Origin of the sequence: Stenotrophomonas sp. LMG 10879 (genome assembly GCF_002750935.1) — a bacterium.
Lineage (GTDB): Bacteria > Pseudomonadota > Gammaproteobacteria > Xanthomonadales > Xanthomonadaceae > Stenotrophomonas > Stenotrophomonas lactitubi_B.
In genome coordinates this window covers 256,964-279,589 of the sequence record NZ_PEJT01000008.1, presented here as the reverse complement: position 1 = coordinate 279,589, position 22,626 = coordinate 256,964, and the positions used below count along the sequence as shown (strand labels likewise).

The following is a 22,626-nucleotide window of genomic DNA, read 5'->3' as shown; positions in this document are numbered from 1 at the left end:
ACCTGAACAGCTTTGACAGCATCGAGAGTCTGGAGGCTGGGCTCGTGGAGTACATCAAGTACTACAACCAAGAGCGCATCAGATTGAAATTGAAGGGCCTGAGCCCGGTACAGTACCGGGAACAGGCTCAAGCGGCCGCTTGACCCCACCGTCCAACTCTCGGGGGTCACTTCAGGGATGGGTTCACGGCGTCCCCCGCGAATCCACCCCGCCCGGCCAACCACGGCTGTTGCCTTCAGCAACCACCCACGAGGGGCTGCGCCGATGGCTGGAAACTACCCATACCCGCCATGCACCGGATTGTGACGACGCACCGCCATCACCAACCCGAACCCCGCCAGCAGCGACACCGCCGACGTACCGCCGTAACTGATCAACGGCATCGGCACACCCACCACCGGCAGCAGGCCCGAGATCATCCCGCCGTTCACCAGCACATAGACGAAGAACGCCAGGCCCGTGGCACCGGCCAGCAGGCGCGAATACGAATCGCGTGACTGGCTGGCGATCCACAGGCAGCGCCCGATCACCACCAGATACAGCGTCAGCACCAGCGCCACGCCGATCCAGCCGAACTCCTCGCTCAGCACCGAGAACGCGAAGTCCGTGGTCTGCTCGGGAATGAAATTCAGGTGCGACTGCGAGCCTTCACCCCAGCCCTTGCCATCGAAACCGCCGGAACCAATGGCGATCTTCGACTGGATGATGTTCCAGCCCGCGCCCAGCGCATCCATTTCCGGGTCCAGGAACATCATGATGCGGTCCTTCTGGTACGGCCGCAGCAGCCAGAACCAGGCAACGGGCGCCACTGCCGCCACGCCGCCCACGCCCAGCCCCACCCACCACCACGGCAGGCCGGCCAGCAGCAGCACGAACACACCACTGGCGGCGATCAGCACGCCGGTACCGAAGTCCGGCTGCAGCATCACCAGCCCGGTCGGCACGCCGATGATCACCATCGCCACCAGCACCGTGTTGAAGCGCGGCGGCAGCGGCATCTTGTGCAGGTACCAGGCCACCATCATCGGCAGGCTGACCTTCAGCAGTTCGGCCGGCTGCAGGTAGAAGAACTTCAGGTCCAGCCACTGCCGGCCGTACTTGCCCGTGCCCAGCGCGAACACCGCCAGCAACGGAATCATCGAGATGGCGTAGATCAGCGGCGTCGCCGAGCGGATGCGCAGGATCGGCACCCGCGAGATGCCCCACATCGCCGCCAGGCCGACCGCAAAGCGCACGCCCTGCGCCATCACCAGGCTGTCGCCGCCAGCACTCTTCAACGTCGCCAGGCCGATCACCATCAGTGCGCCCAGGGACAGGCACAGCAACCAGTCCAGGCTGCTGAAGAAGCGCTGCAGCATTTCCCCGGCCCACCGCAGGAACGCGCTCATCGGGCGGCCTCCGCAGCAACCGTGGGACGTGGCGCGGCCGGCAGTGCCGCAGAAGGATGCGTGGCCGGAGCGGGAGCAGGCGCCGGTGCCGGCGGCGGTACACCGACCACTACCGCATGCTCGCCCAGCTGCGCCGCAGCGGCATCGCCGGCCTGGCGCGCGCCCACGTCTTCGTTGTCGAACGCGGTGGCGCCAATGGCGGTCGTGCCGCGTTCGCTGTCCAGCGGCTGCATGCCTTCAGGCATCTTGCCCAGCAGCCAGGCATCGAACACCTTGCGTGCGATCGGCGCAGCCGCCGAACCACCGTAGCCGCCGCCCTCCACGGCAATCGCCACGGCGATGACCGGGTTGTCGGCCGGTGCGAAGCCGACGAACAGCGCGCGATGGCGCAGGTGCATCGGCAGGCTCTTCGGGTTCACCGCGGCGGTGCCGCGACGGCTGATCACCTGTGCGGTACCGGTCTTGCCCGCCATCACATACGGTGCGCCGGCCGCTGCACGCGCGCCGCTGCCACCGGGCTGCATGGTGCCCATCATGCCCTCGCGCACGGCCTGCAGGTTGCTCGGGGTCGGGCTGATCGGCTTGCTCTCGCCCTGCGGCATGGGCGTCCAGTCCGCATCGAAGCCGGCGCGCTGCTGCATCACCAGGTGCGGCTGGCGCAGCTGTCCATTGGCAATGCCGGCCACGCCGTGCACCAGCTGCAACGGGGTGACCTTCCAGTCGCCCTGGCCGATGCTGGCGTTGACGGTGTCGCCGGGATACCAGCGCTCCTTGCGTGACTTGTACTTCGATGCCGGCGACGGCAGGATGCCGCCGATCTCGCCGGTCAGGTCGATGCCGGTCGGCTGGCCGAAGCCGTAGTAGCCCATGTAATGGTCGAAGCGCTCGATGCCCATGTCCAGGGCCAGCTTGTAGTAGTACGTGTTGACCGACTGGGTGATCGACTTGCGCAGATCGGTCCAGCCATGGCCGCCACGGTTGGCATCGCCCCAGCCCCGCGAGGTGCCGGGCAGGTAGAACATGCCGGTGGAAAGAATCTTGTCTTCGGGCCGGCGCACCCCGCTGTCCAGGCCGGCCAGGCCGATCAGTGGCTTGATGGTCGAACCGGGGGCCACGCCACCCAGCACCAGGCGGTTGAACTGCGGCCGCGAGGGATTCTCGTTGAGCGCCTTGAAGTCGGCGTGCGAGATGCCGTTGACGAACAGGTTGGCGTCGTACGACGGCAGGCTGACCATCGCCAGCACTTCGCCGGTGCGCGGGTCCATCGCCACTGCGGCACCTTCGAACTCGCCGAAGGCGGCCACCATCGCCCGCTGCAGGTCGGCATCGATCGACAGCCGCAGGTCGGCGCCGGACTGTGCGGCGACACGGCCGATGGTGCGGATCGCGCGGCCCTGCACGTTGGTCTCGACCTGCTCGTAGCCGACCTTGCCGCGCAGTTCCTGCTCGTAATAGCGCTCCAGGCCGGACTTGCCGATATGGGTCAGCGCAGCATTGCCTTCGCCGAGGATCTCCAGATCCTTGTCGTCCACGCGGCCGACGTAGCCGATGATGTGCGCGAACAGGTCGCCATAGGGATAGCGACGGGTCAGGTAGGGTTCCAGCTCGACGCCGGGAAAGCGCCAGCGGTCCACGGCGAAGCGCGCCATTTCCTCATCGCTCATGCGCAGCTTCAGCGTGACCGGCAGGAACTTGCGGCGCGCCTTGCGCGACTTGTTGAACGCCTCCAGTTCTTCCGGGCTGATCTGGATGATCTTCGCCAGCCCTTCCAGGGTGGCATCCATGTCCTTGACCTTGTCCGGGGTCACATCCAGGCGGAACGCCGGCACGTTCTCGGCCAGCAGCCGGCCGTTGCGGTCATAGATCATGCCGCGCCCGGGCACCACCGGCCGCGGCTTGATGCGGTTGGCTTCGGAGCGGGTGGCGTAGATGTCGTGGTCCAGCACCTGCAGCTTGAAGTACCAGCCGCCCAGGCCCAGCAGGCAGACCAGCACGCCGAAGAAGCCCAGCGCCGCGCGGCGCCGGAACTGTTCGGCTTCGGCGTGCGGATTCTTGACCTGGCGGCGCGGCAGCATGGCTCAGCGCCCGCGCTTGCCGAAGCGCACCGCATCCAGCAGCACGAACACCAGCGGCCACAGGCCCATGCCGAGCAGCGGTGCCCACCAGTACGACCACGGCAGGGTCGGCTCGCCCACCATGATGTGGACCAGCGCGCTGACGATGCGGTCGTTGAACAGCAGGCCGCCGATGGCCAGCATCTGCTGCGACATCGGGAAGAAGCGGATGCGCGCGCGGAAGCGCTGCAGGATGAAGGCCAGCATCACCAGCCGCAGCGCCTGTTCGCCCAGCACGCCGCCATACAGCAGGTCGGCGACGACGCCGCTGGCGAAGGCGATGCCGAGACCGACGCGCTCGGGCGCTTCGATCACCCAGTAGGCCAGCACCAGAGCCAGCCAATACGGACGCAGCGGCTGCAGCAGCGCCGGCAACGGCAGCAGGCCCAGCAGCAGGGCCACCACCACGCTGGCCGGAAGCACCCAGCGGTTGTCGCGAAGGCGGCTCATCGTTGCGCCTCCGGCTGCGGTTGGGTCGGCTGCGGTTGCCGGCCAGCGGCCGGCACCACCGTAGAGCTGGCTGGGGGAGAGCCCCCTTGTTGTTCAAGGGGGCGCGCCGAAGGCGCAGGGTTAAGGGAGGATGCGGGGGCAGCCGGCCTCGTCGCAGACGAGGACGGTTGCTGGCCAGCAGCCGGCACTACCGGGGTGGGCTGCGCACCTGCAGGCGTGGTGCCGCTCGGCAGCGCGGTGGCATCGGCCGGGCCACCGGGAGCGCCCTGCTCCATCTGCAGGCGCAGGTTCGGCGGAATACGGATCGCTGCGCCGGGGCGCAGCAGAAGCACGTCGCGGCCGCGATCAAGCTGCGCGGCCGGTTTCAGTTCGCCCACCAGGAAGGCATGGGTGTCGTCCGGGCGCAGCCCGGTGATGGTGCCCACCGGGAATCCGGCCGGGAAGCGACCGCCAAGACCGGACGTGACGATCTCGTCGCCCACTTCCACACCAGCGCTGAGCGGGATGTCGCGCAGTTCCAGCTTGTCGCCGCGGCCATAGACGATCAGGCGCACGCCGTTGCGGGCCACGGTCACCGGCACCGCGTGGTCGGGGTCGGTCAGCAACAGCACGGTGGAGCTGCCCGCAGTCACGTTGATCACCTGGCCCATCAGGCCGCCGGAATCGATCACCGCCTGGCCGACGTGCACGCCTTCGCGGCTGCCGGCATCCAGCACCAGGCGCTGTTTGACCGGGTCCAGGTCGATGTCCAGGATCGGCGCCAGCTGCACGTCCAGGCCACTGCGCTCGGCCACGTTCAGCAGTTCGCGCAGCTGGGCGTTGTCCAGCGCGGCGGTCTGCAGACGGGTCAGGCGGGCGTTGGCCAGCAGCAGCTGGTTGCGCAGCTCGCGGTTCTCGCTCACCAGCTGGCCGTGGCTGGCAGCGGAGTCGCGCACCTGCCCGCCGAGCTTGCCGGGCAGACCGGCCAGCGCCCACACCGGCTGCACCAGGCTGTTGGCCTGCTCGCGCAGACGCGCCAGCCAGCCGGCCTGGTCGTCGAGGACGATCAAGGTGATTGCCAGTGCGAGATAGGCCAGCAGCCGCAGCGGGCTGGCGGCATCACCGGATCGGGAAGCGACGGGAGGTCCGGCGTAGGGCGGCACGGCAGCGATTCAACTGGCAGAAGGCGGATGGGAAACACGCGGGCGCCCCGCCGGTGCCGACCCACCGATGTGGCGGGCCGCACCCCGGAGGGGCGCTGCGGGCGCAGGCAGCCGGGACGGCTTATTCCGGCGCAAAGAACTCGTTGCCGTGCATGTCGACCAGTTCCAGCGCACGACCGCCACCGCGGGCCACGCAGGTCAGCGGGTCGTCAGCCACCTGCACGTGCAGACCGGTTTCCTCGGAAATCAGGCGGTCCATGTCGCGCAGCAGAGCGCCACCACCGGTCAGCACGATGCCGCGCTCGGCGACGTCGGCGCACAGTTCCGGCGGGGTCTGTTCCAGTGCCAGCTTGACCGCGCTGACGATGCCCGACAGCGGCTCGTGCAGCGCTTCAAGCACTTCGTTGGAGCTGATCTTGATCATCTTCGGCACGCCCTCGGCGAGGTTGCGGCCGGAGATTTCCATCTCGATCGCTTCCGCCTGCGGGTAGGCACAGCCCAGTTCGACCTTGATGCGCTCGGCGGTGGCTTCACCGATCAGCATGCCGTGGTTGCGGCGCACGTAGTTGGTGATCGATTCGTCGAAGCGGTCGCCGCCGATGCGTACCGAAGCGGAATAGACGATGCCGTTGAGCGAGATCACCGCCACTTCGGTGGTGCCGCCGCCGATGTCGATGACCATCGAGCCACGGGCTTCGGTGACCGGCATGCCGGCGCCGATCGCGGCCGCCATCGGCTCTTCGATCAGGAACACGTCACGGGCACCGGCCTCCTCGGCCGACTCCTTGATCGCGCGGCGCTCGACCTGGGTCGAGCCGGCCGGCACGCAGACCAGCACGCGCGGGCTCGGGCGCAGGAAGCGCGACTTGTGCACCTTCTTGATGAAGTGCTTGAGCATCGCCTCGGTGTAGGTGAAGTCGGCGATGACGCCGTCCTTCATCGGGCGGATGGTGGTGATGTGGCCCGGGGTACGGCCGAGCATCTGCTTGGCCTCGGCGCCAACGGCTGCCACCGACCGGGTACCACCAATGGCGCGATCCTGGCGCACTGCGACCACGGACGGTTCGTTCAGCACGATTCCCTGCCCACGCACATAGATGAGGGTGTTGGCCGTGCCCAGGTCGATGGACAGGTCATTGGAGAACATGCCGCGCAGTTTCTTGAACATCTGGGAGTTGATCCTGAGGGGTGTCGCGCCCAACGCGGGATGGCGAAAAAATGGGCAGAAATCGAGGTCGACAAGCCTAGCAACCTGCCTGCCGCCGAGCAAGGAGAAATCCAGCTGAACCCGCGCCTTCACAGGCTTTCGGCCTGATCGGGCATCACCCGGTTCTGGCCCTGAGCGGCACCAGCGGGTAACCTTTGCGCCGTCGGGCGCCCAAGGGCGCCGTTTGCTTGCCTGCCGAAGTGGGCCGGCCCACCCCAAAATTCACCGCATAGGCTTACATCGATGTCCGCTCTGATCTGTGGTTCTCTTGCCTTTGACACCATCATGGTGTTCCCGGACCAGTTCAAGAATCACATCCTGCCGGACAAGGTGCACATCCTGAACGTGTCGTTCCTGGTGCCGCGCATGCGCCGCGAGTTCGGCGGCTGCGCCGGCAACATCGCCTACAACCTGCACCTGCTGGGTGGCGATCCGATCCCGATGGGCACGGTGGGCTCGGACTTCGGCCCGTACCGCGAGCACTTCGATGCACTGGGCATCGACCTCACCCGCGTGCGCGTGATCGATGAGCTGTTCACCCCGCAGGCGTTCATCACCACCGACCACGACAACAACCAGATCACCGCCTTCCACCCGGGCGCGATGATGCGCTCCTACGAAAACCACGTGCGCGACGTGCCGGGCGTCAGCCTGGGCCTGGTCGGCCCGGACGGCCGCGAAGGCATGATCCAGAACGCGCTGGAGTTCCACGAAGACGGCGTGCCGTTCATCTTCGACCCGGGCCAGGCGATGCCGTTGTTCAACGGCCCGGAACTGCGCGAGTTCATCGAGCAGGCCGATTACGTGGTGGTCAACGACTACGAGTCGAACCTGCTGCAGGAACGCACCGGCTGGAACGAAAAAGAGATCGTCAGCCGGGTCAAGGCCTACATCACCACCCGTGGCCCGAAGGGCGCGGTGATCCACACCCCGGAAAAGAGCTACGACATCCCGCCGGCGCACGAGCGCCGCGTGGTCGATCCGACCGGTTGTGGCGACGCCTTCCGCGCCGGCCTGATCTACGGCATCCAGAAGGGCTTCGACTGGCTGACCATCGGCCGCATGGGCAACCTGATGGGCGCGCTGAAGGTCGAGCACCCGGGCACCCAGAACCAGCGCTTCACCTTCGATGAGTTCAACGAGCAGTTCAAGCAGCAGTTCGGTTACGCGTTGAACGCGTAACGAACTGCCCGCGCACCCGCTCGGTGGGTGTCGACCTTGGTCGACACTGCCGGCCAGCGGCCGGCACCGCTCTGGTAGCACCGGGCCATGCCCGGCGGCTTTCCGACCAGACACTTTCGATTCCGGATGCAGCCCGCGCTGCGCGCTCGCCGGGCATGGCCCGGCGTCACCTCCGGCTCAGGGCTTGGCCTTCTCCGGCAGGCGGTACAGCTCTTTTTCGTAGGCCAGCGTGCCCCACATCGCGTAGGCATGTGCGCGCCGCGCCAGTTCCGGCCGCAGCGGCTGCGGCTGCAGCTGGTCGCTGGCCGGGTCGTAGCGGAAGCCCTGCGCGGGCTTGTCCGGCTGCAGAATGGCCACGTCGTTGCCCTCCATCCACGCCAGGTTGCGGTCGTACTGCATCAGCGCGCGTCCCGGCTGCAGCCGCTGCAGGTCGGTCAGGTCCTGCCCCACCGTCGGGGTGGGATCGGCAATGCCCAGCAGTGACAACAGCGTCGGCGGCAGATCGATCTGGCTGACGATGCGGGTATCGCGGCGCGCCTCGATGCCGCCGCCGAGGATCAACCCGGGAATATGGAAGTTGCCGATCGGCACCATGTTCTTGCCGAACACCCGCGAATCATGGTCAGCCACCACCAGGAACACGGTGTCCTCCCAGTACGGTGAGGCCATCGCCTTGCGGAAGAACTCGCCCAGCGCATGGTCGGCGTACTTGGCGGCGTTGTCGCGGGTCTGTTTCGGCTGCTCGTACAGGTCGATGCGGCCATCCGGGAACTCGAACGGATCGTGGTTGCTGGAGGTGAACACCAGGCCGAAGAACGGCGTGCCCTGTGCTTTCAGCTGCCGGAACTGCTGGTCGGCCCGGCCGAACAGGTCTTCATCCGACGCACCCCAGGAGCCGACAAATGCCGGCTTGCGGTAATCCTTGCGGTCCACGATGCGGGTGAAGCCGTTGGCGAGGAAGAACTCGCGCATGTTGTCGAAGTGGCTTTCGCCGCCGTAATAGAAGCCGGTGTCGTAGCCATGCCGTCCAAGCACATCGGCCAGGGTGAAGAAGCGCTGGCGACTGGCGGGCAGCTTGACCACCGATTCGGCCGGGGTCGGCGGGAACCCGGTCAGTACCGCCTCGATGCCGCGTACCGAACGCGTGCCGGTCGCATACAGACGCTCGAACGCCCAGCCCTGCCTGCTCAGGCGGTCGTAATTGGGCGACAACGGCCGCCCGCCAAGACTGCCGATGAACTGCGCGCCCAGGCTTTCTTCAAGCACGATCACCAGATTGCGCGGCTTGCCCTGGTACTGCGGCGGACGCAGCGCCAGGCTCGGCAATGCGTCGGAGACATACGCCGATCCCGGCAGGCCGCTGCTGGCGCGCAGTTCGCCGACCACCTCGGCCAGCGACAGGTCACCGTAGACGCGCGAGGTTTCGCTGCGGGTCGCCAGTTGCCGCGCGGCATAGCCGACGGTGTACAGCGAATTCAGCGGCAACGCGTTGATGGTCGGGTCGGTCGAGAACGCCACCAGCGCCGGATTCAAGGGCCGATGCCCCAGGCTGGAACGCACGCCCAGCGCCGCCAGCAGCAGCACCAGGAACGCCAACGGCAGCCGCCACAGCCATCCGGCTTCGACTGTGGCCATCGGGCTGTTGCCGACCCAGCGCCGCGAGCCGCGAAGCAATGCCCAGAACAGCACGATCACCGCGGCCACTTCGATCACCACGGCCAGCAGATGGCCGCGCAGCAGCGTCATCCCGACTTCTTCGGGATAGATCAGGTATTCCAGGAACAGGCGATTGGGGCGCAGGCCGTACTCGGCCATGAAACTCGGCGTGGCCAGCTCCATGAACACCAGCAGCACGCTCGCCAGGATCAGCCACCACCGCAGCAGATGGCGCCACGCGCGGCCCATGCGCCCTTCCAGCGGCAACAGCAGCGCCAGCACCGCCGGGATGCCGTACAGCAGGCACAGGGTGGCTACATCCACCCGCAGGCCCTGCAGCAGCACCGTGGCCCAGCCGTCGGCAGCACTGACCCGCGCGGCGTGCCACAGCGCCAATCCCAGTCGCGACAACAACAGGGCGACCAGGCCAAACAGGAAGAAGGCGGCAATCGGACACAGACGCCGGTACAGCGACACCCACACAGCTCGGAGCATGAAAGGAATCCAGAAATGGAGCAAAGGACACCCATGCCCCATCCTTGGCAGCGGGCCACACCGTACAACGTGCAACCCGACACAACCGCCAGCGCGGCAGGACCACCCGCCGGCACCGCCAACGCCCGCCGCAGCGTTGATCAGGCTGCGGCAGTGAGCGGCGACGGTTCCGCAACCGCCTGCGCTTCAACCCCTGCCGGGCATTCGAAGCGCGTCCAGGCGGCCTCGCACAATACACTGTGATGACAGTCGAGCGTTGACCGCCGGCGCGGTCCCCAGGTTCCCGCCACAACGCGTCGAGAGCGCCGCACTAGCCTCGCCAGCGCTCCAGCACTGCCGCGCAATCGGCTAGATGCCAACAGGCCATGTCCGGCCACAGGTTGTCCGGGGCATTGACCAGCAGCGTGCGGCTGCCTGCCGCGCGGCCGCATTCCAGATCGAAGCGGTAATCGCCCACCATCACCACCTGCGACGGTTCCACCTGCCAGCGCCGCAGGAAGTACTGGAGCCCGGCGGGGGACGGCTTCGGCTCGGCCTCGTCACGGCCGATGATGGCGTCTTCGGCAAATACGTCACCCAGCCCGATGGCCTGCAGGGTGACCTGCGCCAGGCTGCGCACGTTGCGGGTCAGGATGCCCAGCCGGCAGCCGGCGCCCTGCAGCGCGCGCACCAGCGCCACCGCGCCCGTCGCCGGCTGCGACGCAGCGGCCAGCGCACGCTCGTGCGCCAGCAGCCAGGCATGCTTGGCGCGGGCCTCCGCGGCCGGCAACCCGGCCAGGTGGGTGAGGATGTCATCCTCCTGCGGAATCGCCAGTTCGCGCTTGATCCGCGCGAAATCATGCACCGCCACGGTCAGCGTGCCATCCATGTCGAACACCCAGTGGCGGATCGTCGACAGTGCCGGCGCAGCCACCCGTGCATCCATGGTCAATGCCACCACGCCGGCATGCGGCTGGCGTCCACGCCACCGGTTTCAAACACCGCCGTGCGGGTGCCACCGGCCTTGACCGGGAATTCGATGCGGATCGACTTGCCCTTGGCTGCCAGCTTCCACAGCGCCTTCTGGTCGGTGATGAACAGGGCGATCGCCTCGTCGGTCTTCGGCCGCCAGGCCGCCATGGAGATCGGCTTGCCATCGTCCACCGTGACCTTCACCGTGCACTGCGGGCAGCGGAAATCGCCGGCCTGCAGCACCAGGTAGGCATGACGCATCCATTCAGGATGATCGCGGAACACCAGCTGCACCGGCTTGGCACCACTGCCATCCACGTCCACCCGCTCCTTGCTGAAGATCTGTGCCGACACCTGGTTGCCCTTGCTGCCGACCGGAATCTGGTTGTACTGCCACAGCGCCTGCATGCGGCGCAGGTCGCGCGCGGCGTCGCCCTTGGCCTTGACCTCGTCGAAGCCGGCGGCGATGCGCTCGGCGGCGGCGGTGTCCTTGTACTGGTCCAGCAGCGAGGCGCCATGCAGGCGCGCGCGCTCCCAGTCCTGCGCGGCCACGGCCATGTCGTACTGCTTGGCCACATCCTCGGCCTTGGCTTCCTTCTGCGCCTGTACGGCGGCAGCGGCGGCCTCCTGCGCCTTGCGTTCTTCCTCGGGGTTGCTGCAGGCGGCCAGGGCCAGCGTGCAGGCGGTGAGCAGGATCAGTCGTTTCATGGCGGAGGTCCTTCGTGTTTGCGCTTTTTTGTAGAGTCGAGCCATGCTCGACTGCTGTTGAAAAGCCCGTCGAGCATGGCTCGACTCTACAAAAAAAGCGCCGGGCAGTGCCCGGCGCTTTTTCTTACTTCGCTTCAGCCTTGGCCAGCATGTCCTGCACCGAGGCGGTGGTGATCGGGTGGTAGCCCGGCTTGGCCTTCTCGAACGCCTGCTTGGCCAGCTCCAGCCCCTTCGGGGTCTTCACCAGTTCGGCGTAGATCGGCAGGATCAGCTTGCGACGACCGACACGCTCGATGAACGCAGCCGCCGCTTCATTGGCCTGCTCGTAACCACTGCGGATGGTCAGCGGGTACCAGCGCATGGCGATCTCGCCATTCGGGGTGCCGGTGAAGTGGAACGCCTTGTCCAGCGTGGCCAGCTTGTCCAGCGGCTGGGTGGCGCCCAGGCCGTCGATGAAGCGGACCCACTCCTGGGTGCTCCACTCGGCGATCACCTGGCTGCTCGGCACGGTGCCGGCGCTGGCGAACGCGATGCGCGCGGTATCGACGCTGCTGAAGTTGCGCGACTGCGCCTTGGCCGCGAACGACGGAATGCCCGGCTCGTCCAGCCACGCCTTCAGTTCGGCCTCGGTGACCGCCGACGGATTCTTCGGCAGCAGATTCTTCTTCAGGTACTCGACGAACTGGTCGGTGTTGGCGCTCTGGAAGGCGTGGTCATCGAACCAGCCGCGCAGGAACGGGTCGAAGGTCTCGCGGCCGAAACGCTGTTCCAGGAATTCCAGGAACCACGAACCCTTGACGTAGGCCACCTGGCTGAGGGCTTCGTCCGGGTCACGCTCGTTCAGCGGCGGCAGCGCCAGGGCCTGGTCGGCCGGGCTCATGTCCTTCACTTCGGCCAGCAGATCGGTCTGGTCGATCTGCTTCTCCATCTCGGCCATCTCCTTGCCGTACAGGGCTTCGGTGATGCGGCCCTGGACGTAGGTGGTGAAGCCTTCGTTGAGCCAGATGTCCTTCCAGCTGGCGTTGGTCACCAGGTTGCCCGACCAGCTGTGCGCCAGTTCATGGGCGACCAGCGAGACCAGCGACTTGTCGCCGACGATCACGGTCGGGGTGGCGAAGGTCAGGCGCGGGTTTTCCATGCCGCCGAACGGGAACGACGGCGGCAGCACCAGCATGTCGTAGCGGCCCCAGCGGTACTCGCCGTACAGCTTTTCGGCGGCACCGATCATCTTCTCGGTGTCTTCGAATTCCTTGGCGGCCTTGTTGACCATGGTCGGCTCGGCCCAGACGCCGGAGCGGCCGGAAATCGGCTCGAACACCAGGTCGCCGGCGGCGATGGCCAGCAGGTAGGACGGAATAGGCTGCGGCATCTTGAAGGTGTAATCACCGTCACGCGCGGCCTTGGGATCGTTGTCGGCGCTCATCAGCACCATCACGTCCGGGCGCGAGACCACGTGCGCGCTGTAGGTGAAGCGCACGCTCGGGGTGTCCTGCAGCGGCACCCAGGAACGGGCGTGGATCGCCTGCGACTGGCTGAACATGAAGGGCAGCTTCTTGCCCTCGGTCATCGACGGCGCCAGCCACTGCAGGCCCGACGCGGTCGGTGCGGTGTGGTAGGTCACCTCGACCTTGGCCGGCTGTTCCGGGGTTTCGATGGTCAGCTTGCTGCCGAACACCTTGTCGGCCGGGGCCAGCTCAAACTTCAGCGGGTTGCGCGCGCCATCAGCGGCGATCGCTTCGACCTTGGCGATGCTCAGCTCGCGGGTGTCCAGCACCAGCTGCTTGGCATCCTTCTGCTTCCATTCCAGGGTGTAGGTGGCGGTGCCGCCGATCTGCTTCTGGTCGAAGTCCAGCTTCAGATCCAGCGCGATGTCCTTGACGACGACCTTGTCCGGCTCGGCGTACGAGCTTTCATCGTGGCTGCGGTTTTCGGCGTTCACGGGGGCGGCGGGAGCCTTCTGGGCAGTCGGGGCGGCGGCGGGTGCGGCCGCCTCCTGGGAGCAGCCGGCGGCCAGGGCCACGGCCAGCGGAAGGAGCATCAGCGGATTGCGCATGAATCGGGACCGTTACGGGGATCAAACCCCAATGGTACCTCTCCCCCGGCCGGGAAGCGTTGCGCGGTGCGGGGTAATGGCGGCGGGCGCGCGGTGGGGGCCCATGCCGACCAAGGTCCGCATCTACAGGTAGGTGCCAACCTTGGTTGGCACGGATCCATCACCGCTCGCGGCGGGCGTGTGCCAACCAAGGTTGGCACCTACCAAAGCGAGGCTTACAGCTTGTAGCCGGAGTGGATCGAGACGATGCCGCCGGTCAGGTTCTTGGCGCGGTGCGGGGTAATGACCGGCCCCGCGATGGCCCGGCAGGTGCCAACCTTGGTTGGCACGGATCCATCATCGCGCGCGGTAGGACCTGTGCCGACCAAGGTCGGCATCTACCACGGCGGATTGCTGCGTCATCGCTCGCGGGCGGGCCCTGGGCCCACCTTGGCCTGCCTCTGGTAGGTGCCAACCTTGGTTGGCACGGATCCATCACCGCTCGCGGCGGGCGTGTGCCAACCAAGGTTGGCACCTACCAAAGCAAGGCTTACAGCTTGTAGCCGGAGTGGATCGAGACGATGCCGCCGGTCAGGTTCTTGTAGTGGCAGCGCTCGAAGCCCGCCTGCCCCATCATCGCCTTCAGCTCTTCCTGCGGCGGATGCTTGCGGATGCTCTCGGCCAGGTACTGGTAGCTGTCCGAATCGTTGGCGAACAGCTTGCCCAGCTTCGGCAGGATCTTGAACGAGTGGAAGTCGTAGATCGGCTTGAACCAGTCCGCGGTGACTTCGGAGAACTCCAGCACGCGGGCCTGGCCGCCCACCTTCAGCACGCGATACATCTCGCGCAGGCCGGCGTCCTTGTCGGTCACGTTGCGCAGACCGAAGGCGATGGTCACCAGGTCGAAGCTGTTGTCCGGGAACGGCAGGGCTTCGGCGTTGCACTGCACGTAGTCCAGGCCGAGCACCAGGCCGCGGTTGGTCAGGCGGTCACGGCCGACCGACAGCATGCCGGCGTTGATGTCGCCCAGCACCACCGAACCCTCGGCACCGACCCGCTCCTTCAGCAGCGCGGCGATATCGCCGGTGCCACCGGCCAGGTCGAGCACGCGGTCACCCGGCTTCACCTGCGCGGTGGCTACGTAGTAGCGCTTCCATGCCCGGTGCACGCCCATGCTCATCAGGTCGTTCATCAGGTCGTAGTTGCGCGCGACCGACGTGAACACCTGGCCGACCAGCTTCTGCTTGTCCTTGGCGTCAACGTCGCGGAACCCGAAATGGGTGGTACCGGATTTGTATGGGGATTCGCTCATGCCCCGATTATCGCACCGCCGGGCCCCTGCGGGGAACGCTGGCCGTATCATGGCGCCCCACGACCTACCGGAGCCCCGCATGATCACCACGCCCGACTACCAGGCCCTGCTGCAGACCGCCATCGCCGAAGCCCGCCAGGGCCTGGCCGAAGGCGGCGTGCCGATCGGCGCGGCGCTGTACCACAACGACGGCCGCCTGCTCGGCTGCGGCCACAACCGCCGCGTGCAGGAAGGCGACCCGTCCGTGCATGGCGAGACCGACGCCTTCCGCAAGGCCGGCCGCCAGCGCCGCTACCAGGACACCATCATGGTCACCACCCTGGCCCCGTGCTGGTACTGCTCGGGCCTGGTCCGCCAGTTCAACATCGGCACGGTGGTGGTGGGCGAATCGCGCACCTTCCAGGGCGGCATCGACTGGCTGCGCGAGAACGGCGTCAACGTGATCGACCTGGACAGCCAGGAATGCGTCGACCTGCTGGGCGGTTTCATTGCGCAACATCCGGAAATCTGGAACGAAGACATCGGCGAATGAGCATCTGCCACGGCTGATGAGCCCGCCTTGATGAACGCTTCAGTGCCGGCACAGCCTTGTGCCGGCAGCGTCTGCCTGCTTCAAAGTGAACTGCTGCGCAGTCAGCTGCGTGCAGTGCACACGCGCCACTAACATCCTGCTGCGCCGCCACGTCTAGGGTGGAATGCAACCGGGGCCCCCGCCCCGGGTTGGAGCCGACCATGCAAGCGCATGCCGTACGTCCTCCCAGCGACCCGGCCCTGGCCGCGATCTGGAGCCGACTACAGCAGCAATACGCACTGCACCAGCGCAGTGCCCCGTTCTGGAGCGCCTACCAGGACATGCAGCAGGATCTGCTGCACGACCATCCCCGCGATCTGGTGCGCCTGTGCAATGCGATGGCCGCCATGGCCGAACGCCTGGGTGCGGTTGAACACGCACAGCTGCTGCGCCATCGCCACGCTGGCTGCACATCGCGCTGACGCCGCATGCACCACCGTCCGGGCCACACTGTAACGGGCCCCACTCCCTTCACCTCAAACCGATTGGATCGTCATGCACGCTGAAGTTCCCGCCATTCCCCCGGTCATCAATGTCGATGCGGAGCTGGATTACTGGCGCCGCCAGCACGCCGATGGCGCACTCGCGCACACCTCGTTCGGCACCTATGTGCCGTGGATCAAGTTCGCTTGTGATTCACTGATCACCCAACCACGCGCCAGCAATGCGCAGCGCGATGAGCTGTTCCAGACCCAGTACGCCCTGCAGATCATGCCGCGCATGACCGAAGCGCAGGCCCGCGAATTCGTCGAACGCTGCTGGCAGCACGTCTACCTGGCCAGCCCGGTGCGCAGCCAGGAAGCACCGCGCCTGCGCGCCTGAGCCCACGCTCGACTGCACGGCACCTGCACGGCCACGTGCCGATGATCGTCATCATTCCAGTGGAACGATGACGATGAGCGCAAGGAACCTGTTCAATACGATCGCCAAGAAGGCCGCGGCTGCCACCGGCTCGCCGTGGACCTTCCTGGCTGCGGTGTCGATCGTCGTGCTGTGGGGCATCAGCGGCCCGATATTCAAGTTCAACGATACCTGGCAGCTGGTGATCAACACCGGCACCACGATCATCACCTTCCTGATGGTGTTCCTGATCCAGCACACGCAGAACTCGGACACGGCGGCGATGCAGATCAAGCTGGATGAACTGATCCGCGCCACCGCCGAGGCCAACAATGAACTGCTGGACCTGGAAGAGCTGGACGAAGAGCGCCTGGAAGAGATCCGCGCCGAGTACGAGAGGATGGCGCGCGAAGCCGGCGACGCACTGACCCGGGTACGCTCCTGCCGCAGCGAGCGGCGCGATGACGAAGCGGTGTGACCGGTGGTGCTTGCCGCTGGCCGGCAACTGCACGATCTCCGATGATCGCGACCCTCTGGTAGCGCCGGGCCATGCCCGGCGAGCGCGAAGCGCGGTCTGCTTCAGGCGCCCTGAATATTGGGTGGAAGAGCCGCCGGGCATGGCCCGGCGCTACCGGAATCAGCGCGCTTACCCGCGCTCGTGCCAGCCGCCGCCCAGCACCTTGTACAGCGTGATGCGGTTGGACTGCTGCGCCAGCTGCGTCTGCAGCTGCGTCTGCTGCGCGTTGTAGGCGGTACGACGTGCATCCAGCAGGGTGACGAAACTGTCCAGGCCGGCGTCATAGCGTGCCTGCGACAGGCGGTTGGCCTGCTCGGCCGCTTCCACCAGTCGCTGCTGCGAGGCGGCCTGCTCATCCAGGCTGACATTCAATGCCAGCGCATCGGCGGTTTCGCGGAAACCACTCTGGATCGACTTTTCGTACTGCGCCAGTGCGATATCGCGATCGGCGTTGGCCACCGCCAGGTTCGCGCGCAGCTTGCCGCCCTGGAAGATCGGCAAAGTGATCTTCGGCAGGAAGCTCCACACCCGCGTACCGCTGTCGAACAGGCCCGACAGTTCATTCGAGCCACTGCCGATGCTGCCGGTCAGCGAGATGCTGGGGAAGAACGCAGCGCGTGCGGCACCGATGTTGGCATTGGCGGCCAGCAGCTGATGTTCGGCCGCCATGATGTCCGGGCGCTGCAGCAGCACGTCGCTGGGCAGGCCGGCCGGCGGTGGTGCCAGCGCAAGTACCTGCGGCGCGATGCTGTCCGGCAGCAGCGCCGGATCCAGCTGGCCACCGGCCAGCAGCGCCAGCGCGTTGCGGTCCTGGGCCAGCTGCCCGCGCAGACGCGCGGCATCGGTGCGCGCGGTCTCGACCAGGGTGCGGGTCTGGGTCAGTTCCAGTGCGGAACTGCCACCACGCTCATGGCGTGCTTCGGCCAGGCGCAGCGAATCCTCATAGGTCTTCACCGTGGCTTCGGCGATCGCCAGGCGCTGCTGGTCGGCACCGTAGGTCAACCACGCGGTGGCAGTCTCGGCCACCAGGCTCAGCTGTGCGTTGCGGCGGTTGGCGGCTACGGCGAAGTACTGCTGCAGCGCGGCTTCGCTCAGGTTGCGCACGCGGCCGAACAGGTCCAGTTCGAACTCGGCCACGCCGACGCCGGCGCTGAACTGCTCGGTCACCGGCACGTCGCCACCGCGGCGGTCCATCTGCCCGGTCACGGCCACACCCGGTACCCGGTCAGCTCGCTGCACGCGGTATTGGCCACGCGCCTTCTCGACGTTGAGCACGGCCACGCGCAGGTCGCGGTTGTTGTCCAGCGCCTGGCCGATCACCTGCTGCAGGCGCTCATCGGTGAAGAAGTCGCGCCAGCCGACCGCGGCCACATCGGCCACTTCGCCCTGCGCGGCTTCCGCCGGCCACTGCGACGGAATGGCCGGGGCCACTGCGGTGTTCTTCGGCGCGAGGGTGCCGCACGCGCTGAGCGCCAGCGCGGTGGCAAGGGATACTGCAAGAGAAGAGAATTTCATAGCGACACCTTGGGGGTCACGGTGGCAGCGCCGGGCCGGGCCCGGCGACTACGCGGTGAGGCATTCGCCGGGCATGGCCCGGCGCTACCGGTTGTCATCACTCGGTGGCGTTGCGCTTCTTGAACACGCGCTGCACCACGACGAAGAACAGCGGCACGAAGAACACGCCGAGCACGGTGCCGACCACCATGCCGCCGAGCACGCCGGTACCGATCGCCTGCTTGGCGCCGGAGCCGGCACCGCTGGAGATCGCCAGCGGCAGCACGCCCATGCCGAAGGCCAGCGAGGTCATGATGATCGGGCGCAGACGGTCGCGCACTGCATGCATCGTCGCTTCGATCAGCCCTGCGCCCTTCTCCAGATGCTCCTTGGCGAACTCGACGATCAGGATCGCGTTCTTGCTGGTCAGGCCCACCGTGGTCAGCATCGCCACCTGGAAATAGATGTCGCGCTCCATGCCACGGAAGGTATTGGCCAGCACCGCGCCGAGGATGCCCAGCGGCGCCACCAGCAGCACCGAGGTCGGCACGCTCCAGCTTTCGTACAACGCAGCAAGGCACAGGAACACGATCATCAGCGACAGCGTGTACAGCAGCGGCGTCTGCGAGCCCGCCTGGCGTTCCTGGTAGGACATCGCCGTCCACTCGACGCCGAAGCCCGCCGGCAACTGCTTGGCCAGCTGTTCGATCTCGGCCATGGCATCACCGGAGGCCACGCCCGGGGCCGGTTCGCCCTGGATTTCGGTGGCCGACACGCCGTTGTAGCGTTCCAGGCGCGGCGAACCGTAATCCCAATGCTTGCTTGCGAACGCGCTGAACGGAACCATCTCGCCCTTGTCGTTCTTCACCGACCAGAGATCGAAGTCCTCCGGCACCATGCGGAACGGCTGGTCAGCCTGCACGAACACGCGCTTGACGCGGCCGCGATCGATGAAGTCATCGATGTACGAGCTGCCCCACGCGGTGGCCAGGGTGGTGTTGACCTGATCGATCGACAGGCCCAGCGAGCTGGCCTTGGCCACATCGATATCGATGCGGAACTGCGGGGTGTCTTCCTGGCCGTTCGGACGCACGTTGGCCAGCTTCTTGCTGCCGGCCGCCAGGCCAAGCAGCTGGTTGCGGGCCGCCAGCAGTGCCTCATGGCCCTGGCCGCTGTTGTCCTTCAGGAAGAAGGTGTAGCCCGACGCCGTACCCAGCTCCGGAATGGCCGGCGGTGGGAAGGCAAAGATGAAGGCATCCTTGATCTGCCCCAGTGCAGCCATCGCGCGTCCGGTGATCGGCATCACGCCATTGTCGGCGTCACGATCCTTCCAGTCCTTCAGCTTGACGAAGGCCATGCCCGCGTTCTGGCCCATGCCGGCGAAGCTGAAGCCCTGCACCGAGAACACCGATTCGACCGCACCCTTCTCGTTTTCCATGAAGTGCTTTTCGAGCGCGGCGATCGATTCCAGCGTGCGCTCCTGGGTTGCGCCCACCGGCGCCTGCACCAGCGCCATCAGCACGCCCTGGTCTTCATTGGGCAGGAACGAGCTGGGCAGGCGCACGAACAGGACGCCCATCAGCAGGAACAGTGCGGCCACGATGCCCATGAACCGCCACGGGCGATGCAGGATGCCGCGCACGCCGCGCTGGTAGCTTTCGCTGGTACGGTCGAAGCCGCGGTTGAAGCCGTTGAAGAAGCGACCGGCGAAACCGCGGTGGGCGACATGGTGCTCGCCCTTCTTCAGCGGCTTGAGCATGGTCGCGCACAGCGCCGGCGTCAGCACGATCGCCACCAGTACCGACAATGCCATCGCCGACACGATCGTCGCCGAGAACTGCCGGTAGATCACACCGGTGGAGCCGCTCATGAAGGCCATCGGCACGAACACCGCCGACAGCACCAGGCCGATACCCACCAGCGCACCGGTGATCTGGCTCATCGACTTGCGGGTGGCTTCCAGCGGCGACAGGCCCTCTTCGGACATGATGCGCTCGACGTTCTCCACCACCACGATGGCATCGTCCACCAGCAGGCCGATCGCCAGCACCATCGCGAACATGGTCAGCATGTTCACCGAGAAGCCCAGCACCGACAGCACGCCGAAGGTGCCCAGCAGCACCACCGGCACGGCGATGGTCGGGATCAGGGTGGCGCGGAAGTTCTGCAGGAACAGGTACATCACCACGAACACCAGCACGATCGCTTCGAGCAGGGTCTGCACCACGCCCTTGATCGACACGCGCACGAACGGGGTGGTGTCGTACGGGATCTCGGCCTTCAAACCGGCCGGGAAGAAGCCTTCCAGTTCCTTCAGGGTTTCATCGACACCGGCCGCGGTATCCAGCGCGTTGGCGCCGGTGGCCAGGGTGACCGCCAGGCCGCTGGCCGGCTGACCGTTGTAGCGGGTGACGAAGTCGTACGACTCGGCGCCGAGTTCGACGCGGGCAACGTCGCCCAAGCGCAGTTCGGCACCATCCTGCGCACCGCGCACGATGATGTTGCGGAACTGTTCCGGGGTCTGCAGGCGCGACTGCGCATTGATGGTGGCGTTGAGCTGCTGGCCCTTCACCGACGGCGCACCACCCAGCTGGCCGATGGCCACCTGCGCGTTCTGTGCCTTCACCGCAGCAACCACTTCCGGCACCGACATGCCGTAGGTGTGCAGCTTGTTCGGGTCCAGCCAGATGCGCATGGCGTACTTGCCACCGAACACCTGGATGTTGCCCACGCCCGGCACGCGGCTGAGACGGTCCACGACATTGGAGCCGACGTAGTCGGCGATGTCGTTGGCATCCATGCTGCCGTCTTCGGACACGAACGCGATGACGTTCAGGAAGCCCGAGCTGGACTTGGCCACGTTGATGCCCTGCCGCTGCACTTCCTGCGGCAGCAGTGGCATCGCCAGCTGCAGCTTGTTCTGCACCTGCACCTGGGCGATGTCGGGGTTGGTCCCGCTCTCGAAGGTCAGGGTGATGGTGGCCTGGCCGTTGGACGAGCTGTTGGAGGAGAAGTAGATCAGGCCATCAAGACCCTTCATGTTCTGCTCGATGATCTGCGTCACCGAGTCTTCGACCACCTTGGCCGAAGCACCCGGGTAGCTGGCGCTGATTTCCACCGCCGGCGGTGCGACGTTGGGGTACATCGAGATCGGCAGCTTGAACAGGGCCAGGCCGCCGGCGAGCATGATGATGATCGCGATGACCCACGCGAAGATGGGTCGATCGATGAAGAAACGTGCCATGGGGTTCTCCGCTTACTTCGCGCCTGCGGCCGCAGCTGCAGGTTGGGCGGCGGCCGGCTTGGCCGGGGCGGCGCCCTGTTCGGTGGCATTCACGGGCATGCCCGGGCCGATCTTCTGCAGGCCTTCGACGATGACCTTGTCGCCGGCCTTCAGGCCGTCCTCGACCAGCCACTTGTCGCCAACCGTGCGGCTGACCTTGACCGGGCGCACTTCGACCTTGTTGTCCTTGCCGACCACCATCGCGCTGGTATCACCCTTCGGATCGCGGGCGATGCCCTGCATCGGCACCAGCACCGCATCGCTGCGCACCCCGCCGCCGATCACCGCGCGCACGTACATGCCCGGCATCAGCAGGCCGTCGGGGTTGTCGACCTTGACCCGCAGCGCGAAGCTGCCGGTGGCCGGATCGACGCTGACTTCGGAGAACTCCAGCGTGCCCTTGTGTTCGAAGGTGCTGCCGTCTTCCATCAGGATGCTGACCGGCGTCTGCTGGTTGTCCTGCAGGCGGCCGGCGGCCAGTTCGCGGCGCAGCTGCAGCAGCTCGGCCGAGGACTGGGTGAGGTCGACGTAGATCGGGTCCAGCTGCTGCACGGTCGCCAGCGCCGTGGCCTGGCCGGCGCTGACCAGCGCGCCCTGGGTGACGCTGGACTTGCCGATGCGACCGCTGATCGGCGCGGTGATGCGCGCATAACCGAGGGTCACGTTGGCGGCATCCAGTGATGCCTTGGCGGCGCCGACATCGGCCTCGGCCTGCTTCTGCGCGGCCACGGCGTTTTCCAGATCCTGCTGGCTGACCGCATCGACCTTGGCCAGCTCGGTGATGCGCTTGGCGCTCAACCGCGCCGCATTGGCGGTGGCTTCGGCTCGGGCCAGCTGTGCGCGCGCGCTGTTGGCCTGGGCGCGATAGCTGGCGTCCTCGATCTGGTACAGCGGCTCGCCGGCCTTGACCATCCCACCCTCGGTGAACAACCGCTTGGCGACGATGCCGTTGACCTGCGGGCGCACTTCGGCCACCAGGAAGGCATTGGTGCGGCCCGGCAGCTCACGTGTGAGGCCGACGGTCTCGGACTTCAGCGTGACCACGCTGACCTGGCCCGGCCCCTGTTCGGGTGCCTGGGGTTGGCCGCCACAGGCAGCGACGGTGGCAGCGATCGCCAGCGACAACGCGAAGGGTCGGATTCGGCTCAGCAACATGATGGGAATGGCTCTTGAAGGGAGGGATCTCAGTCGGCGCTGATATGGCGGACCCTCCCCTTGCAGGAGCGGAGACCGCGCGGACAGCGCCCACCCGGGTGGAGTGGGAGCCAGGACAGGCCTGCCACG

General features: G+C 66.7%; 19 protein-coding genes. 6 read left to right on the top strand and 13 right to left on the bottom strand.

Annotation, left to right across the window (positions count from 1 at the left end; all coding sequences use genetic code 11):
* On the top strand, positions 1 to 143 hold a 143-nt coding region (locus CR919_RS14685; RefSeq protein ID WP_157804809.1), incomplete at its 5' end, for an IS3 family transposase.
* Between the two features lie 132 nt (positions 144 to 275).
* On the opposite strand, the gene rodA is transcribed toward CR919_RS14685, so the two are convergent.
* The 5 genes from rodA to CR919_RS14660 all read right to left on the bottom strand — a co-directional run bounded on the left by rodA (position 276) and on the right by CR919_RS14660 (position 6,262).
* Positions 276 to 1,388 (bottom strand): rod shape-determining protein RodA, encoded by a 1,113-nt coding sequence (gene rodA, locus CR919_RS14680; RefSeq protein ID WP_099820624.1) that lies wholly within the window; start codon positions 1,386 to 1,388, stop codon positions 276 to 278.
* On the bottom strand, positions 1,385 to 3,463 hold the full coding sequence (gene mrdA / locus CR919_RS14675; RefSeq protein ID WP_099820623.1) for a penicillin-binding protein 2: 2,079 nt from the start codon (positions 3,461 to 3,463) through the stop codon (positions 1,385 to 1,387). The genes rodA and mrdA overlap by 4 nt, the downstream gene beginning before the upstream one ends.
* A 3-nt stretch (positions 3,464 to 3,466) precedes the next feature.
* Positions 3,467 to 3,952 carry a rod shape-determining protein MreD gene (mreD, locus tag CR919_RS14670; protein ID WP_099820622.1) on the bottom strand — a complete coding sequence of 162 codons (486 nt, stop codon included), beginning with the start codon at positions 3,950 to 3,952 and terminating at the stop codon, positions 3,467 to 3,469.
* The gene (mreC, locus tag CR919_RS14665) at positions 3,949 to 5,094 is read right to left on the bottom strand and encodes a rod shape-determining protein MreC (protein WP_099820621.1); all 1,146 of its coding nucleotides are present in this window, start codon (positions 5,092 to 5,094) and stop codon (positions 3,949 to 3,951) included. The genes mreD and mreC overlap by 4 nt, the downstream gene beginning before the upstream one ends.
* Positions 5,095 to 5,215: 121 nt before the next feature.
* Positions 5,216 to 6,262, bottom strand: coding sequence for a rod shape-determining protein (locus tag CR919_RS14660; protein ID WP_025877255.1), 1,047 nt, complete (start codon positions 6,260 to 6,262; stop codon positions 5,216 to 5,218).
* Between the two features lie 282 nt (positions 6,263 to 6,544).
* On the opposite strand from CR919_RS14660, the gene CR919_RS14655 reads away from it, so the two are divergent.
* On the top strand, positions 6,545 to 7,483 hold the full coding sequence (locus CR919_RS14655; RefSeq protein ID WP_059065157.1) for a carbohydrate kinase family protein: 939 nt from the start codon (positions 6,545 to 6,547) through the stop codon (positions 7,481 to 7,483).
* Between the two features lie 177 nt (positions 7,484 to 7,660).
* Here CR919_RS14655 and CR919_RS14650 read toward each other — a convergent pair whose 3' ends face one another.
* From CR919_RS14650 to ubiE, 5 genes are all read right to left on the bottom strand, one after another.
* On the bottom strand, positions 7,661 to 9,634 hold the full coding sequence (locus tag CR919_RS14650) for an LTA synthase family protein (RefSeq protein ID WP_099820620.1): 1,974 nt from the start codon (positions 9,632 to 9,634) through the stop codon (positions 7,661 to 7,663).
* A gap of 310 nt (positions 9,635 to 9,944) precedes the next feature.
* A complete protein-coding gene (locus CR919_RS14645; RefSeq protein WP_099820619.1) occupies positions 9,945 to 10,559 on the bottom strand; it encodes an HAD family hydrolase in 615 nt (204 codons plus the stop codon).
* 2 nt (positions 10,560 to 10,561) lie between these two features.
* Complete coding sequence (locus CR919_RS14640; protein ID WP_099820618.1) at positions 10,562 to 11,293, bottom strand: hypothetical protein; 732 nt, start codon at positions 11,291 to 11,293, stop codon at positions 10,562 to 10,564.
* A gap of 124 nt (positions 11,294 to 11,417) precedes the next feature.
* Positions 11,418 to 13,346 (bottom strand): M1 family metallopeptidase, encoded by a 1,929-nt coding sequence (locus CR919_RS14635; protein ID WP_099820617.1) that lies wholly within the window; start codon positions 13,344 to 13,346, stop codon positions 11,418 to 11,420.
* A 529-nt stretch (positions 13,347 to 13,875) separates the two neighbouring features.
* Entirely contained in the window at positions 13,876 to 14,637 is a 762-nt protein-coding gene (gene ubiE / locus CR919_RS14630) for a bifunctional demethylmenaquinone methyltransferase/2-methoxy-6-polyprenyl-1,4-benzoquinol methylase UbiE (protein WP_032976541.1), read from the bottom strand.
* 79 nt (positions 14,638 to 14,716) lie between these two features.
* Here ubiE and CR919_RS14625 point away from each other — a divergent pair, with 79 nt between their 5' ends.
* The 4 genes from CR919_RS14625 to CR919_RS14610 all read left to right on the top strand — a co-directional run bounded on the left by CR919_RS14625 (position 14,717) and on the right by CR919_RS14610 (position 16,526).
* Positions 14,717 to 15,169: a nucleoside deaminase gene (locus tag CR919_RS14625; protein WP_005411083.1), complete on the top strand. Its 453-nt coding sequence runs from the start codon at positions 14,717 to 14,719 to the stop codon at positions 15,167 to 15,169.
* 200 nt (positions 15,170 to 15,369) lie between these two features.
* Complete coding sequence (locus tag CR919_RS14620; protein WP_099820616.1) at positions 15,370 to 15,630, top strand: hypothetical protein; 261 nt, start codon at positions 15,370 to 15,372, stop codon at positions 15,628 to 15,630.
* A gap of 73 nt (positions 15,631 to 15,703) precedes the next feature.
* On the top strand, positions 15,704 to 16,030 hold the full coding sequence (locus CR919_RS14615) for a hypothetical protein (RefSeq protein WP_099820615.1): 327 nt from the start codon (positions 15,704 to 15,706) through the stop codon (positions 16,028 to 16,030).
* A gap of 73 nt (positions 16,031 to 16,103) precedes the next feature.
* Entirely contained in the window at positions 16,104 to 16,526 is a 423-nt protein-coding gene (locus tag CR919_RS14610; protein ID WP_099820614.1) for a low affinity iron permease family protein, read from the top strand.
* 168 nt (positions 16,527 to 16,694) lie between these two features.
* Here CR919_RS14610 and smeF read toward each other — a convergent pair whose 3' ends face one another.
* From smeF to smeD, 3 genes are all read right to left on the bottom strand, one after another.
* A complete protein-coding gene (gene smeF / locus CR919_RS14605; protein ID WP_099820613.1) occupies positions 16,695 to 18,080 on the bottom strand; it encodes a multidrug efflux RND transporter outer membrane subunit SmeF in 1,386 nt (461 codons plus the stop codon).
* A 97-nt stretch (positions 18,081 to 18,177) separates the two neighbouring features.
* Positions 18,178 to 21,303: a multidrug efflux RND transporter permease subunit SmeE gene (gene smeE / locus CR919_RS14600; protein WP_032976546.1), complete on the bottom strand. Its 3,126-nt coding sequence runs from the start codon at positions 21,301 to 21,303 to the stop codon at positions 18,178 to 18,180.
* A 12-nt stretch (positions 21,304 to 21,315) separates the two neighbouring features.
* Positions 21,316 to 22,497: a multidrug efflux RND transporter periplasmic adaptor subunit SmeD gene (gene smeD / locus CR919_RS14595; RefSeq protein ID WP_099820612.1), complete on the bottom strand. Its 1,182-nt coding sequence runs from the start codon at positions 22,495 to 22,497 to the stop codon at positions 21,316 to 21,318.
* Positions 22,498 to 22,626: the final 129 nt, after the last annotated feature.

Bases quoted from the DNA above. Each gene is read 5' to 3' on its own strand.
- rodA (WP_099820624.1), bottom strand. From the start codon at position 1,388: ATGAGCGCGTTCCTGCGGTGGGCCGGGGAAATGCTGCAGCGCTTCTTC.
- mrdA (WP_099820623.1), bottom strand. From the start codon at position 3,463: ATGCTGCCGCGCCGCCAGGTCAAGAATCCGCACGCCGAAGCCGAACAG.
- mreD (WP_099820622.1), bottom strand. From the start codon at position 3,952: ATGAGCCGCCTTCGCGACAACCGCTGGGTGCTTCCGGCCAGCGTGGTG.
- CR919_RS14660 (WP_025877255.1), bottom strand. From the start codon at position 6,262: ATGTTCAAGAAACTGCGCGGCATGTTCTCCAATGACCTGTCCATCGAC.
- CR919_RS14655 (WP_059065157.1), top strand. From the start codon at position 6,545: ATGTCCGCTCTGATCTGTGGTTCTCTTGCCTTTGACACCATCATGGTG.
- CR919_RS14650 (WP_099820620.1), bottom strand. From the start codon at position 9,634: ATGCTCCGAGCTGTGTGGGTGTCGCTGTACCGGCGTCTGTGTCCGATT.
- CR919_RS14645 (WP_099820619.1), bottom strand. From the start codon at position 10,559: ATGGATGCACGGGTGGCTGCGCCGGCACTGTCGACGATCCGCCACTGG.
- CR919_RS14640 (WP_099820618.1), bottom strand. From the start codon at position 11,293: ATGAAACGACTGATCCTGCTCACCGCCTGCACGCTGGCCCTGGCCGCC.
- CR919_RS14635 (WP_099820617.1), bottom strand. From the start codon at position 13,346: ATGCGCAATCCGCTGATGCTCCTTCCGCTGGCCGTGGCCCTGGCCGCC.
- ubiE (WP_032976541.1), bottom strand. From the start codon at position 14,637: ATGAGCGAATCCCCATACAAATCCGGTACCACCCATTTCGGGTTCCGC.
- CR919_RS14625 (WP_005411083.1), top strand. From the start codon at position 14,717: ATGATCACCACGCCCGACTACCAGGCCCTGCTGCAGACCGCCATCGCC.
- CR919_RS14620 (WP_099820616.1), top strand. From the start codon at position 15,370: ATGCAAGCGCATGCCGTACGTCCTCCCAGCGACCCGGCCCTGGCCGCG.
- CR919_RS14615 (WP_099820615.1), top strand. From the start codon at position 15,704: ATGCACGCTGAAGTTCCCGCCATTCCCCCGGTCATCAATGTCGATGCG.
- CR919_RS14610 (WP_099820614.1), top strand. From the start codon at position 16,104: ATGAGCGCAAGGAACCTGTTCAATACGATCGCCAAGAAGGCCGCGGCT.
- smeF (WP_099820613.1), bottom strand. From the start codon at position 18,080: ATGAAATTCTCTTCTCTTGCAGTATCCCTTGCCACCGCGCTGGCGCTC.
- smeE (WP_032976546.1), bottom strand. From the start codon at position 21,303: ATGGCACGTTTCTTCATCGATCGACCCATCTTCGCGTGGGTCATCGCG.
- smeD (WP_099820612.1), bottom strand. From the start codon at position 22,497: ATGTTGCTGAGCCGAATCCGACCCTTCGCGTTGTCGCTGGCGATCGCT.